Source organism: Nitrospira sp. Ecomares 2.1 (assembly GCF_965152585.1).
Window position 1 is genome coordinate 4,331,607 of the sequence record NZ_OZ224219.1, and the last position, 16,872, is coordinate 4,348,478.

Consider the following 16,872-nt stretch of genomic DNA (forward strand, 5'->3'; position numbering starts at 1 on the left):
CTTCCTATACGGTAACGGATTGAAAAGTGGCCTGGCTGATCATGTCTCCCATCGCGACGAGGATCTTGCGGGGGCCGGCAAAGGGATCGCGGGCATGTGCCACAAGCATATTGTCCAGCATGAGAAGATCTCCCTCCTGCCAGCGAAACCGCACCGCCGTCCGTTCATACAGCTCACCAATATCCGCGACAATCGCATCGTCGATGGGAGAGCCGTCACCATAGTAGACATTGCGCGGAATCGACTCCATTCCGAGCATTGATACCAGCGACTCTCGCACCGCCGGTTCCAGACAGGACACATGATGAAGTTGGATCTGATTGAAGAACACCCGCTCGCCTGTTTTGGGATGCTCGATCACCGCCGGGCAGACCTGTCTGGTGCGCAACGAGTCGTTCTCCATCCACAGACATTCCATACCGTTCCTGGCACACATTTCTTCGACGACAGATTGGTCGGAAGTTCGAAAGAAATCCTGCCAACTGACATCGACCCCGGGAGTAAAATTTCGCACGTACATAAGCTGTTTCGACTGGAGCCGGTCGCGGAGTTCAGGACGAAGACTCTGATACATGGTTCGACAATCGGCAATCGGAGTCTCACCTCCTTCAGGGGCGGCCTGCATACAAAAAAAGAATTGTTTTTGGGGCCAGCGATGCATGTGCGAGCTTTCATTGTGAAAGAGAATCGCCTTATCCGGAGGGTACGGAGTGGACCCATAGACGTGACGCCCGCTTTTCTCACGAGGCAAATCACCATACTCACCGAATAGGTGAGGGCAGACAGCCTGTGCGGCCGCCTCGAAGTCTGCAACCGTTCGCGTCGAAAATCCCCTGAAGAGCAGTGCACCATGCTTCAATAAGTCGCGCTGAAGCATGGTCTGATTCGACTGAGCCCAACCGGCTAGATCGACATCATCCACCGCAGGAGAGAACAGCAGCGGAAGCGCACGATCGGGCAAAAGCGGCTGACTCGTTACCAGAGTGCGCTGTGACAATGCGACGGTCTTCGGCTTGATGTTTTTAAATCGTTGAAATTTTCCCTCTTCCCGTTGCTTAGCTTCCATGATGCGCACCTCCTTATCTTCCGCACTCAGTAAATCCAGGTGGTCTATTCTACGATCAGGCGACATCACGATTTGCCGGAGCAGAGTGATAAAACGCTGCGCGAACAGAGCGATGGTCTCGGGCTCAAAGAGATCACGACTGAATTTCCAGACACCAGCGAAGCCCTCTTCCGTCTCCTCCATAAATAACCCAAGATCGAACCGTGAGACATCATGTTCAAATTCCAACGACTCCACATGTAAATCGGGAAGTTGCAACGAGGGAGGGGGAACGTTCTGCAGGACAAACAAGACTTGCACCAAAGGGTTCCGGCTGAGATCCCGCGACAATTTGAGAGCCTCAACGATCTTTTCAAAAGGGACATCCTGATGCGCGTAAGCTCCCAATGCGACTTCACGCACACGTCCCAACAAGTCGATGAACGACGGATTGCCGCTCACATCCGTCCGTAACGGAAGAAGATTCACGAAGAATCCGACCAGATGTTCGGTCTCGTGGCGATTTCGATTGGCCACATCTGTGCCGACGAGAATATCGGTTTGTCCGGTAGAACGGGCCAGCAACACCTGAAATGCCGCCAACAGCGTCATAAAAACCGTCGCCCCCTGCCGACGGCTTAGCGCTCTCAATGGTTCGCTCACTTCCTTTGGAATGAGAAACGTGAGACGACCGCCGCGATATGTCTGAACATCCGGGCGAGGATGATCGGTCCGCAACGCCAATTGCGGCGGATTGGATCCCAAACGTTGCTTCCAATAACCGACTTCCTTTTCCAAACGCGTGCCCTGCAGCCACTCACGCTGCCATGATGAAAAATCACTATACTGAACCGGCAGGTCCGGAAGACGTCCCTTCATCGACATGGTGGAGTCTTCAGATGGCCTGGCCAGCGCATCGACCCGTGCCGTATACACGGTGGCCACCTCATTCGTGACGAGAGCCAGCGACCAGGCATCCGCGGCTATGTGATGAACGGTCACCAGCAAAATGTGCTCATCAGGCTTCAATCGTAACAATCTGGCGCGAATCGGCAAATCACGCTCTAACGCGAACGGCCGATGCGCTTCTCCCTGCGCATATTGCATGATCGTAGCCGCCCGCTCTTCTTCAGGACACCCCGTCAGATCTTCGGTCTCAAGCGCAAAGCGTTCCGATGGAACGATGACCTGTCGCGCTTCACCATCGAGCGATGGGAACGTGGTTCGTAATGTTTCATGCCGGCGGACCAGTTCCACAAAACTCTCTTCTAGCGCGGCACGGTTCAAAGACCCTTCCAACCGCAACGCAAAGGGAAGGTTATAGGCTCCGCTTTCAGGATCCATTTGAGCCAGGAACCAGAGTCTCTGTTGCGCAAATGAAAGCGGGAGGCGTTCCGTCCGCACCACAGGCACAATCGGCGGGGCCAATGCGCCTGCTTCCTGAGCCCCGGCCCGATCGATGGCGGCGGCAAATTCCTCCACCGTCGGAAAATCAAAGAGACACCGGAGTGGAAGTTCGAGTTGAAACGCCGCCCGCACGCGGGACACCACTTGGGTAGCCAAGAGGGAATGGCCGCCAAGCTCGAAAAACTGATCCCCTCGTCCGACGCGATCCGTTCCGAGAACCTCCGACCAAATTCCCGCGACGAGATCCTGTGTCGGGGTGGCCGGTGCCTCCCATGTCTCCTCAGTTTGATCGCTTTCCGGCGCAGGCAACGCTTTCCGGTTGATTTTCCCGTTAGGGGTCAAAGGCAGCGAAGCGAGAAATACAACGGCCACCGGCACCATATAGTCCGGCAATGCCTGTCTGACAAACATACGGAGCGCTTCGCCAGTCAATGGCTGAGTCGTCACGACATAGGCAACCAACTGTTTCCGTCCCGGCTGGTCTTCCCTGACAACCACGACACAACGCGCAATGTCCTGATGTTGGGACAACCGAGCTTCGATCTCACCCAATTCAATACGGAAACCGCGGATCTTGACTTGATAGTCGCGGCGGCCGATAAATTCAATCATCCCGTCGGATCGATGGCGTGCAAGATCTCCTGTCCGGTACAGACGTCCGCCACTCTCGCAACAAAATGGGTCCGGCACGAACACTTCGGCAGTTCGGGCGGGATCGTACACATATCCGCGCCCCACGGCCGCGCCGCCCACACAGAGCTCACCGGCGACACCTGCCGGCACAGGTTCGAGATGGCGATCGACGATGTACAGACGCACCCCATTGATCGGCCTCCCGATAGGCATTCGAGTCATTGGTTCGCTCGGCATATGCTCAATACACGCGATGGCCACATCGTCAGAACATTCCGCAGGTCCATAAGCATTCACGAGCGGGACATGCGGATACCGGGATAACCATCGGCGACACAACTCGGGAGATAGGGCCTCTCCCGTCGGAAGAAGCCATCGCAGGCGCGTCAACGGCAAGGGAGAACATTCCAACATGCTGGATAAGAGAGACGGGACGACCTCCAGCACCGTGATTTTCCGGCCTGCCACTTCTTGCAGAAGCCGCTCAGGATCCCGAACCACATCGTCCCCAACGATGTGAACACAGGCACCGCACAAAATCGGAGAGAGAAACTGCCATACGGAAATATCGAAACATTGTGATGCGGTCTGAGCCACGATATCCGCAGGACCGAGGCGTAACGTCGGAACCTTGCTCGTGAGATGATTCAGCATCCCCTTGCAATCGACCATGGCGCCCTTGGGGAAACCGGTCGACCCCGATGTATAGATGACATAGGCAAGATGGTTTCGTACGTCGATCGGACTGGGATTCTCTTCGGGCCAGTTCTCCAAGGCCATCCGTTCCAGTATAAGAATTTTCGGCTTTCGCTCCTTGGGGAGAAGTGCAACCACCTTAGCCAGCAATCCGGAATGTCCCTCCCGGCTCACGACGACTCGTGTCCGGCTGGCGGAAAGCACATGGGCGATGCGCTCGACAGGGTGGTGCAAATCCAAGGGAACATAGGCACCACCCGCCTTCAGGATGCCAATGATCATCGACATGAGCGTGAGCCCGCGTTCATCGAGTACGGCTACGAGCGTGTCAGGTCCCGTCTCCAAAGCTCGCAAGGCATGGGCAATTCGGTTCCCGGCACGATTAAGGTCCTTATAGCTGAGACTATGGCTTCCGCTTTGTACGGCAATCGCCTCGGGTGTCTGCACCACTTGGGCTTCGAACAAGGCCGGATACTGCTCCTCAATCTTTTCCACCCGATCGGTATCGTTCCAGTCCATCAGGATGCGTTGTCGTTCCGCGTCTCCAACCATCGGAAGTTCATGGATGTTGGCATCGGGAGAAGCCGCCATCGCTTCTAACAATACTTTGAGGTGGCCCAGCATCCGCTCGACCGCAACATGTTCCAGAATTCGCCGGTCATAGGACAGCCGGACACCCATCTGGTCTCCAGGATAACCGACCACCGTCACTGGATAGTTCGTATGCACGCGGTCGTGCTCGTACGAAATGACACGGTCCTGGCGATCCTCGCCCAACCGTGAATCCTTCGGGGCATTTTCAAAAACCAGCAAACTTCGGAACAGCGCTTGTCCCGGAGGCACTTCGCTCCACTGTTGAATCTGAACCAACGGCGCATACTCGTACTGGCGGATCCGGTAATTTGCGGCCAGTAGGTCTTTGAGCCAGGTCATCAATGGAATCTGGGGACGGACCGTCACGCGAAGCGGCAGAGTATTGATGAACAAACCCATGATCGCTTCAACACCAGGGAGATCGGTAGGGCGGCCGGCGACCGTCACTCCGAACAGCACATCTTCTTCACCGCTATATCTGGCGAGCAGGATGGACCATGCCCCTTGGAGAAAGGTGTTCGGAGTCAATTGATACCTCTGCGCCAGATCCTGCAGCCGTCGGGAGACCTCGGGCGACAATTCCATATACACATCGCCCACAGACGACTCCGTGAGAGGAACGTCGCGTTCCAGGCACTCGATGCCGAGGGGAGTCGGGATCGTGAATCCGGCCAATTCCGATTCCCAGAACCGCCGGGCGGCACCAAGATCCTGTCGCTGAATCCACGCAATATACTCTCGATAGGGAGGGGGTGAGGCCACATTGAGATCCCGGCCTTCCACGAACGCTTCATAATGCTCCATGAAATCCATCATCAGGAGAGAAAAACACCAGTCATCAGTGAGGATATGATGGAAGCTGCGCACAATGGTCCATCGATCGTCGCCCTGGTGTACGAGCCGGATCCGCATAAGAGGGGCACGGGTAAACTCCAAACCCACGGTGAGCTCCTGTTCCAGGGCACTTGTCATCTGCACCCGCTGTTTCTCCTCGCTCAGGTGTGACCAATCCAGGTCCTCAATGACCTCCCCCGCATTCACACGACGGTGCACGAGTTGCAACGGCCGATTGAGGTCCTTCCACATGAAGGATGTACGTAAAATAGGGTGTCGGTCGATGACGCGCTGCCAGGCCCGACCGAAGGCGTCACGATCCATCCGGCCTTCCCAGACATAGTGCTGCTGCATCAAATACATCCCAGATCCGGGATTCATCAATGAGTGAAACAGCATGCCTTCCTGCATCGGCGACAGGGGATAACAATCTTCGATGCCGGCCCAGTCATCTCGTAATTCAAGCAATCGGTCCGGTTCGACTCCCGACAGAGGATATACCGGACGCAACTGTTCAGTGGACGTTTGTGTTGGAATCTGTTGAATACTCTCACTCGCGCCCTGGCTATGGGCCGGAGGCCTGTCGAGCGATAAATTATCCGGCCCCGCGTGAGTGTGTGAAAGCGCCATGTCCTTCCAGTGCGCGACGGCGGCGGCCGTCGCAACGGTCTGATGTTCGAACAATTGTTTGGGGGTCAGCTTCACACCCTGCTGATTGGCACGCGCAATCACTTGCAACGTCCGAATCGAGTCCCCTCCCAACGCAAAAAAGTTGTCATGCACACCGACTCGTTCGACACGAAGGACATCCGTCCAAACGGCAGCCAGAATCTCTTCAATGGGATTGCGGGGAGCCACAAACGTCGCATCGTCAAAGGATAAATGCTGCTTCAAATTTTGAAGCGCCGTCCGATCCACTTTGCCGTTGGGGGTCAACGGCAAAGCGTCAAGCGCAACGATCGTCTGCGGAACCATATATTCGGGAAGCCGGAGTGCCAGCCGATCTCGTATGGCGGAGGTATCGATAGTCGAATTTCCCACGACATAGGCCACCAATTGCCGTGCGCCGTCCGGTGCTTCGGGGACCACCGTCACCGCTTCTGCAATGGAAGGCTCGAGGCGAAGATGAGCATCGATTTCGCCGAGCTCGATGCGGAAACCACGGACCTTGGTTTGATTATCTACTCGTCCAAGAAATTCGATCGCGCCGTCGGTGCGAACACGTACCCGGTCGCCTGTGCGATAGAGGCGGTGCCCCGCCCCTCCTCCGAACGCATCGGGAATAAACCGTTCCGCTGTGATATCGGGACGTCCGAGATAACCCCGAGTGATTTGTCCCCCACCGATATACAACTCGCCAGGTATGCCGATCGGAACCTGCTGTCCCTGAGGATCCAGCACATAGACTTGTGTGGAAGGCAGCGGCCGCCCAATGGGCACTCCCCTTTCGTCAGGACTCACACCTTCCACCCGGTGTGTTAACACCCCGACTGTCGTTTCAGTCGGACCATAGTGGTTGACGATGGCACATTCCGGCACCAGCGTCCTGACCCGTTCGATTAAGTCCGGACGAACGGCTTCTCCACCCAAAATCAGACAACGCCTCGGCAGAACCCGCTCGGGATATTCGGCACTGAGCAGTCCGTGTAAATGACTGGGCACGATCTTCAGTACATCGACTGCATGATCGTGCATGTAGGCTGCCATCGCATTGGGATCAAACCCATGATCCGCCGAAAGCAGATGAAGCGACCGCCCTGAGCAGAGTGCACCGAACAGTGCGGTATTCCCAAGATCTGCCGCCACCGTCGAGACCGCAGCCATTCCAGCCTCGACGGGAAGCGCCAGACGATCCATCACCGTGCGAACATACTGCACAATCTGGCGATGCTCTACCGCAACGCCTTTGGGCTGACCGGTCGAGCCGGAAGTGTAAATAACATAGGCCAAGTTCTGGGACATGACTGCCGTTGACGGCCGATGATCATCCCGCTGTGCAATATCTCCGACCATTTGATCGAGAAGCACGAGGTCATCTTTAAACCCGGAAAACTTCTCTGCCTGACTGCTGTTGCTAAGAACGACCACTGCAGCACTATCGGTCACCATCTGTGCTAATCGCGCTTCGGGAAAACCTGGATCCATCGGGACATAGGCCCCGCCCGCCTTGAGCACCGCCAGCAAGGCAATCACCAGATCCACCGATCGTTCGAGGCATATGGCTACTCGTACTTCCGGCTTCACACCGCGTTCCTGAAGATAATGAGCGAGACGATTGGCCCGACGGTCCAATTCCCGATAACTCAGGCGCTCGAATGCCGTCTCCACCGCAAGAGCATCGGGCCGTGCCTGAACTTGCGCCTCGATCAACGTGTGCACGCAGACATCGAATGCAGGCGACGGCGAAGCGACTCGATTGCATGCCGTCAATTGCCGGCGCTCTGCCTCAGGGAGGAGGGAGATGTCCCGAAGCGGTCTCTCAGATGCGGTCATCATGTTATCCAGGAGTCTATCGAGATGACGCAAGAGCCTGGACACTGCGGCGTGCCCGAAGCGACGATAGGCGTAAGAGACGATCAACTTAGTTTCCCTGCCAGGTTCGACCATCAGTGAAAGGGGATAGTTGTTACGGCCGGTCGTCAGGGTATAGGCCCCACTCTCGTGGATAGAAACGGGTTCAACCGTCAGGGCCTGCGGAAAATCGCCGGCATCCATTTCGGGGTAACTTTCGAAAACCAACAGACTATCGAACAACGCGAGACCCCCTGCGGTTTCACTCCATCGTTGAATGCTCGCGAGCGGCGTCCATTCGTACTGGCGGAGAAGGCTATTCTGTTCCTGCACACCTCGAAGCCATGTAGAAAGAGCCATGTCGGGATGGATGGCCACCCGAATCGGCACCGTGTTGATGAACAGTCCGACCATCTCGGCCACTCCAGGCAGATCTGCCGGTCGACCCGAAACCGTAGCCCCGAACAGGACATCGGATTCTCCGCTGTATCGATGGAGCAATAACGCCCAGGCTCCCTGGATCATCGTATTCAATGTGATCCGCAATTGCCGGCAGAAAGACTGGAGAGTAGTCGTTCGCGGAGATGAGATCCGCAAGGACTGTTCGGCGAAAGGAAGCGAATTCTCCTCCTCATGATCCTGAGGCGGTTCAATGGACAGCGTCGTCGGTGTTGAGAATCCCTTTAAGGCTTCACGCCAATAGGACTCTGCTTGCTGCATATCCTGCCGGTTTAGCCAGGAAATGTAATCCCGATAGGGGCGGGAAGCCGTGAACGCAAAAGTTCGCCCCTCCACCGCCGCCTCATAGGCAGCCAACACATCTTTAAGCAGCAGCGCCATGCTCCATCCGTCCAGCAAAATATGATGATGACTGTTGATAAGCAGCCATTTCTCTGCTTTCGTCCGAACCAGATGCAACCGCATGAGGGGTGGCATGAGAAAATCCCAGCCGGACGAACGGTCCAGATCCAACAACGACTGAAGCATTCGATGATGCTCCACTTCCGGAACCTCACGCCAATCGTGTCGTTCGATCGACAGGGACGCTTCCCGGCGCACCACCTGCACAGGCTTGTCCACCCCTTCCCAGACAAACGCAGTACGAAGAATGGAATGGCGCTTCACGACCGCCTGCCAAGCCCGATCGAAGGCGTCCGGACGCAAGGCACCTTTCAGCGAGTAGACATACTGATAGAAATACGGGTCTGCTCCGGCATCAGCTATCCGATGGAACAACAGTCCCTGCTGAAGCGGAGACAGATAATACATTGACTCGATATCGGGTTTATCTCGCATGGCTTCGTTCCACCTTCTCTAAAATGGCGTCGAGGGCGCCTTGTTCGATATCGACATCCGGAAAATCAGACGGGGTATAGCCTCCGGCGTCGAGTGACAGACAATGGGTAATTAATTCACAAAGATGTCGCCGATAGGACGCGCCAAGTGCCTCAATGGTCGTCCGCCGATAGCGCGCCCGGCTGTAGCTCCACGTCATGCCCAGGCGTCCTGCCACAATTTCCACGCTGATCGTTAATTCGTAACGCATGGGATTGGTCGGATCATGTTCGACTCCGGTCGATTCGTGCGCAAGCGCGAAAAACCGACGGTTGACGACACCCTGATCAAGCTGGCCCAGATAGTTGAAGCAGACCTGTGCCGGCAATTGAGTCCGTAACAGATCCGCCCCGATGAAGGACGACAGATATCTGAGTGCCCCATACCCGACTCCGCCGGAAGGAACCCTTCGCAGCTGTTCTTTAATGCTCTTCAACGCATTTCCGGCAGAACCTTGCGGAAGCGCGAGCGCAACCGGAAAGATACTCGTGAACCATCCGACGGTCCTGGAAATATCGAGATCGGGAAAAAGATCTTCCCGCCCGTGCCATTCCAGGTCGACAAGCAGCCGGTCGCGACCTGTCCACTCGGCAAAGGTCTGCGCCAATGCGGTCAAAAGAAGATCGTTAATCTGAGTCTGGTAGGCAGCCGGCGCATTCCGCAATAAGGACTCCGTCTCTTCTTCAGTTAGCGAACATGCAATCGCCTCAACCGTCTGTTCGGTCCGATCGCCATCAGAATAATCAACAGGAACCGATGGTACATCCCGTCTTTCAGGATGATCCCAGTATTCGAGTTCGAGTCGAAGCGCATCCGACTCAGCAAACTCCAGCAAGCGTTCCGCCCATTGTTTGAACGAGGAGGTCTTCTCCGGAAGACGAATGAAACCTCTTTCCAGTTGTTGCATATAGGCCGTCTGAAGGTCCTCAAGGAGTATTCGCCATGACACGCCATCGATGACCAGATGATGAGCGATGAGCAAAAGCCTGGTCGGACGAGTATCTCCGAGGTCGAATCTCACGACCTGAAAAACCGGACCCTGGTCCAGATGAAGGCTCCGCTGATATTCACTCGCCTTGAATGACAGGGCCTGCGTTTGCCGGTCTTCGGGCAACTCTGAAAGATCAACCCGAGGAATCGTCATTCCGTCCTGTGGCATTCTGATCTTCTGGCTCCACGCGGTCCCTCTGGAAAATCTCGCACGCAGAATATCGTGATGTGCAAGAACATGGTCCACGGCAAGTTCCAATGCCGCTTGATCGAGAGTGCCCTGCACGGCGACCAGAATGGATTGATTCCAATGGTGCGGATTCGGCAGGTTTTGTTCGAAAAACCACTGTTGCACAGGGGTGACGGGTACTTCTCCCGTGACAATTCCCTGCTCCGCATGGATTTCGCGGACAAGGTTCTTCTCTTCCCCTTCGGCAATGCTGAGTGCCGCAATCGTCTGATGCTGGAACAATTGCCGTGGAGTGAAAACGAGACCTTCCTCTTTCCCTTGAGCGATGACTTGCAATGCGAGAATCGAATCACCGCCGAGTTCAAAGAAGTTCTCGTGGCGGCCGACGCGTGCGAGCCCGAGCACCTGGGCCCAGATAGCCGCTAAGGTCTGCTCCGTCTCCGTCTGCGGCCCCTCGTACGCCCCCGTCCGCTGGCTCTCCGCCTCCGGTGCCGGCAACGCCGTCCGGTCCACCTTGCCATTCGGGCTCAACGGCAGTTGCGCGAGCGCGAGAATCACCGCCGGCACCATATACTCCGGCAGTCGGTCGGCCAGCCCCTGCCGCAGGGTCGCCACCTCCACGCCCGCCGCCGGGTCGGTCGTCACATAGGCCACCAGCCGTTTCAACCCCGACGCCTCGGTCCGCGCTACCACGACGGCCTCGCGCACCCCCGGCTGTTGCCGCAAGACTTCTTCGATCTCGCCCAATTCGATCCGGAACCCCCGGATCTTGACCTGATGATCCAGCCGCCCCAGATAGTCGAGGACGCCATCCGCCCGGAACCGGACCAGATCGCCCGTGCGATAGAGCCGCTGCCCCGCGACGCCGCAGAAGGGATCGGGCACAAACCGTTCGGCCGTCAGCGCTGGCCGACGATGATAGCCCCGCGCCACCGCCACCCCGCCAATATAGAGTTCACCCGGGACGCCGACCGGGACCGGCTCGCCCTGCGGATCGAGCACATAGATTTGCGTGTTGGCGATCGGGCGCCCAATGGGCACCGCCGTGACCTCGGGGCTCGGCGGACAGCTCCAGGCCGTCACGTCGATGGCCGCTTCCGTCGGGCCGTAGAGATTGTGCAGCCGCACGGCCGGCAAGGCCGCCGTCACCTGCGCGGGCACCGCCGCCGGCAGGGCTTCGCCGCTGCAGATGATCTGCCGGAGCGTGATACAACGCCCCACCCCGGGACTCTCCAGAAACGCCTGCAGCATCGGCGGCACGAAATGCAGTGTGGTCACCCCCGTCTCCACAATCCGAGCGATCAACGCCGCCGGGTCCTTGTGTTCCTCCGGCGCAGCCAAGACCAGTTCGGCGCCCGCCAGAAGGGGCCAGAAGAATTCCCACACGGAGACGTCGAAACTGATCGGCGTTTTCTGCAGCACCCGGTCGGCCGCACTCAAGGGATAGGCCTCCTGCATCCACTGCAGACGGTTGCGCAACCCCCCGTGGGTGTTGCCCGCGCCTTTGGGGTGGCCGGTGGAGCCGGAGGTATAGATGGTGTAGGCCAGTTGGGTGTCGAGGCATCGGCCGGCCGGCGCGGTGCTCGGCTGTCGCTCAATGCTCGACCAATCCCGATCCAGACAGAGGGTAGACCCGGCAAACCCCAACGAAGCCACGAGCGCCTCGTGCGTCAGCAAGCCCGCCACCTGACTGTCGGCCAGCATGAAGGCGAGCCGCTCGGCGGGATAGGTCGGATCGAGCGGCACATAGGCCGCGCCCGCTTGGAGAATACCCAGCAAGCCGACGACCAGGTCGAGCGAACGCTGCATGGCAATCCCCACGAGGCACTCCGGGCCGATGCCTTCCGCCCGAAGGGTCTGGGCCACTTGATTGGCGCGCGCCAGCAGCGTGGCATACGTCAGCGTCCGGGCGCCGTCGCGCACGGCGATCGCCGTCGGGGTCCGCACCGCCTGCCCGGCAATCAACTCCGGCACCGTCTGGGCCATCGGATAGGCCCGGGCCGTCGCGTTCCACTCCCCCACCACCACCGCCCGCTCCGCTGCCTCCATCATCGGCAACGCCGAGAGACGTTGCTCCGGTTGGATGACGATTGCTTCCAAAATTGACTGAAAATGACCGGCCATTCGCCGAATGGTGGATGACTCGAACAGATCCGTGTTGTATTCAAAAAATCCCGTGAGCCCATTCGGCTCAAGCGTCATTTCCAACGACAGGTCAAACTTGGCGCTGCCCGGGTCCATTTCAATCATCTCAAGCTTCAGATCGGGGGGATCAGGCGTCTGGGCACTCAGTGTCTGAAGAGCAAACATCACCTGAAATAGCGGTGGATGGCTTAAATCCCGGGTCGGACGCAACGCATCAACGACGTGCTCAAATGGCAGGTCCTGATGGCTTTGCGCCCCCAGAACAACCTCACGGACACGGCTCAACAGATCGATGTAACGCGGATTACCACCGAGATCGGTCCGAAGCACCAGGGTATTGACGAAAAACCCAATGAGCTCCTCCGTCTCAAGGCTGGTCCGATTCGCAATCGGCGTACCAATCGAGAGATCCGTTTCTCCGCTGTATCGGTACAACAGCACCTGGAATGCGGCTAACAAGGTCATGAACAATGTCGCCCCTTGACGCCTGCCGATGGCATGCAGGGCAGCCGTCAGGGGGCTTGGGATCGTGATGACATGCCGTGCACCGCGGAACGTTTGAACGGACGGACGAACATGGTCGGTTTGCAAGGCGAGGACCGCAGGAGCCCCGCTCAGTGTCTGTTTCCAATATTCGAGCTGCCGCTCCAGAACCTCGCCGGCAAGCCATTCGCGCTGCCACTGCGCATAGTCCGCATACTGTAGCCGGGGCGCATGGAGTGGAGACGGCCGGCCGGTTCGCAATGCGACGTACGAGGAAATCATGTCGGCCAGCAGTAGATTCAGCGACCAGCCATCCGCGATGGCATGGTGCAGCGTCACCATCAAGACATGATCCTGCTCGTTCAACTGAAACAACCGCGCACGCCAGAGTAGGCTACCTTCCATTTTAAATACGTGCCGGGCCTCTTCGGCGACTACCCGCTGCACCTTTTGCTCCGTTTCAATGCCTGAAGGGGGAGCGATGACAATACAGGCAAAGGGTGTCGGCAGAGACTCTTCAATCACTTGCGACGGTCGGCCATTGCTCACCGTGAAAATGGTGCGCAGCATGTCATGACGACGAGCCACGGCGTCAAAACTTGCCTGCAATGCCCCTGCATCCAACGGACCGGTCACTCGAATACCGAACGAGAGATTGTAAAACCAGCTGTCCGATTCCAGCTGCGCCAAAAACCAGAGCCGCTGTTGTGCGAATGAAAGCGGAAGAGGGCCAGTTCTGGGCACAGGAACAATGGAGGGTGGTTGAGGTCCGGCTTCTTTTCCCCGCATCGCCTCCACAGCCACAGCCAGTTCCGACACTGTGGGGGAATCGAACAGAGTCCTGAGCGGGAGCTCGATATGAAAGGCGATACGGATTCGCGACACAATTTGAGTCGCAAGCAGAGAATGCCCACCTAACTCAAAGAAATGGTCGTGTACCCCAACACGATCTACGGCAAGAATATCGACCCACATGTCGGCTAACAACTCTTCCGTCGTCGTACGAGGCGCGACATAACCTTGTGCGAGATGATCATCCGCACCAGGGGCCGGCAAGGCCCTGCGATCGACTTTTCCATTGACCGTCCTCGGCAACGTATCGAGCGGCACAAACAACGCAGGGACCATGTATTCAGGAAGCTGGTCCTCCAAAAACTCTCGCAACGCAGCGTGATCGAGCTGTTCCGTTCCACGATTAACGACATAGGCGACCAGCCGCCTGTCTCCCGGTCTATCTTCGCGCACCACGACCACGGCATCTCGAATAGATCCGTGACGGTTCAGATGCGTTTCGATTTCACCGAGCTCAATCCGGAATCCTCGAATTTTGACTTGATGGTCCAGGCGTCCCAAATATTCTATCGTGCCATCTTTCCGATATCGCGCGAGATCGCCCGTGCGATAAAGACGCCCACCCTGGTCCGTACCGAAGGGATCCGGCACGAAGGATTCGGCTGTTCGCCATGGATCCTGCAAATATCCCCGTCCCACGCCAATGCCTCCGACACACAGCTCTCCCGACACACCCGCGGGAACCGGAGAAAGGAAACGATTCACGATATAGAGCCGGATATTGGAAATCGCCCGACCGATGGGAACATGGAGCAGATCTTCAGGGGGAGGAGTCAGGATCGGATGCACCGCCACATCATCGGCACATTCGGCCGGTCCATACGCGTTCATCAGAGGAATCTGCGGGTATTGCACGAACCATTGACGACAGAGTGCCGCCGGAAGAACTTCTCCCGTCGGTAAGACCCAGCGCAGTCGGGACAGAGACCTTGTCGAACCGGACGCGCGACTGGTGTCCAGTAATGCCTGCAGCAATGCGGGAACCGTCTCGAAAATATTGATTTCCGCCTCTTCCAGATGCGGCAACAGCTTCTCAGGATCGCGGATGATTTCGTCCGGCACGATATGCGTATGCGCTCCGCATACGAGCGCCGTCAAGAATTGCCAGACTGAAATATCGAAACATTGCGAAGCCGTCTGCGCTATCACGTCGGTAGAGGCAATGGACAATGAAGAGAGTTTACTCGACATGTTGTTGAGCATCCCGCATTGCGTAACCATCGCCCCCTTAGGAACGCCGGTCGAGCCTGACGTATAGATGACATAGGCGAGATGCTCAGGACGCGCCCGCACAGAAAGATTCTCCTCGGGTCCTGTCTCAGCCAACACCATGTCCAGGGATATCAGAATGGGACGAGACTCCTGCGGCATGGAAGCCACTGCTTGCGTCAACTGATTCAACAAACCCGCTGACGTCACGACCACGGGTACCCGGCTAAGTTCAAGAACATGCACCAGACGCGATGTAGGATGATGAGGATCCAGGGGAAGATAGGCTCCGCCGGCTTTAAACACACCCACGATCATCGTGAGGAGAGCGGGACTTCGTTCGTCCAACAGAGCGACGATGGTTTCCGGGCCGACCCCGGCCGATACCAACGCATGGGCGAGCCGGTTGGCCTGCCGGTTCAGTTCGTGATAACTCAGGACCCGCCCCTGGCAGGAAACCGCGGGGGCCTGGGGCGTCCGCCGGACCTGCTCCTCGAACCGGACACTGAAACTCCTGTCATCTGGATTCTGCGCCGTCGTCTCAACCCAGGTTGACAAGAGTTGTGTGCGTTCTTCCTGTCCGAGCAACGGCAATTCGCCAATTCGTGCCTCAGGCTGGTGAACCATCCCTTCCAGCACCCTTTTCAAATGGCCGATCATTCTGAGCACCGTTTCCGAGTCGAATATTCGACGATCATAGGACAGCTTCAGTCCCAGTTCTTTCCCCGGCCAGCCCATCACCGTCATGGGGTAATTGGTATGAACCCGATACTGTTCTTCTTCGGCACGAAACATAATACGTCCATCACAAAGCGCCGGATCGACCGGCGCATTCTCGAAGACGAACAGGCTGTGAAACAGCGCTTCCCCCCGTTGGACCTCACTACAGCGTTGAATGTTGACGAGCGGCGTGTATTCAAACTCCCGCAATCGTATATTTTCTGCCAACACATCTTTGAGCCATGGAAGAACATGACGGTCCGGCGAAACCCGCACGCGTAGCGGAAGCGTATTGATGAATAGTCCGAGCACAGACTCCACACCCAGCAGATCTGTCGGCCGGCCGGCGACGGTCACACCGAACAGAATGTCCGGGTCGCCACTGTAGTAACTCAAAAGGATCGCCCATGCGCCTTGCACGAATGTGTTCGGCGTCAGGCGATGCCGTTGAGCCAATGAGACCAACGCCACCGTCGTATCGGCGCTCAGATGCACGCAATGATCCGCCGCATCTTCGTTTTGATCGGCAAGACCTTCCGGGGGTCGGTCGTACGCCAGTGGCGTTGGCGTCGAGAAATCACGGAGATAGTCGCGCCAAAAGGTCTGCGCGACATCCAAATCCCGCGTTTGTAACCACGCAATGTAGTCCCGGTAAGGACGCGGTGTATCTGCCTGGCAGTCCCGCCCCTGTGCACAGGCTTCATAATGAGCCAGAAAATCCATAAGCAGCGGCGAGATGCACCATTCATCCAAAAGGATATGATGAAAACTGTGCACAAACTGATAGGTATGGTCGGTCAGGCGAATCAGGCGCAATCGCATCAATGGTGCTTTGGCAAAGTCGAATCCTGTTTCCAGTTCGCGTTGCAACAGGACATCCAGGCGGCTGATTTGCTCCACCCGATCCGTCCCACGCCAATCCATAACATCGAGAGGGACTTCCACCTGCTTGTGCACGGCCTGCAACGGACGTTTCTGGGTCTTCCACGCAAAGGACGTGCGTAAGATCGAATGCCGTGCGATCACCTGTTCCCACGCCCGGCGAAAGACCGCTGCATCCACGTCACCTTCCACGTAATACCGGTTCTGCATCAGATAAATACCCGTCCCCGGATTCATCAGCGTGTGAAACAGCATGCCTTCCTGCATCGGCGAAAGCGGATAAATGGCTTCGATATGTTTTGCGGTGCTGCGCTTGGTCGAATCCATCTTCATTGCATCAATCATA

2 protein-coding genes are annotated in these 16,872 nt (G+C 57.2%); both read right to left on the minus strand.

Features of this window, described 5'->3' with window-relative positions:
- Positions 1–4: 4 nt before the first annotated feature.
- Positions 5–9,016, minus strand: coding sequence for an amino acid adenylation domain-containing protein (locus ACWHYD_RS19190; RefSeq protein WP_447963615.1), 9,012 nt, complete (start codon positions 9,014–9,016; stop codon positions 5–7).
- On the minus strand, positions 9,006–16,871 hold the full coding sequence (locus ACWHYD_RS19195) for an amino acid adenylation domain-containing protein (RefSeq protein ID WP_447963616.1): 7,866 nt from the start codon (positions 16,869–16,871) through the stop codon (positions 9,006–9,008). Before ACWHYD_RS19195 ends, ACWHYD_RS19190 begins: the two co-directional genes overlap by 11 nt.
- Position 16,872: the final 1 nt, after the last annotated feature.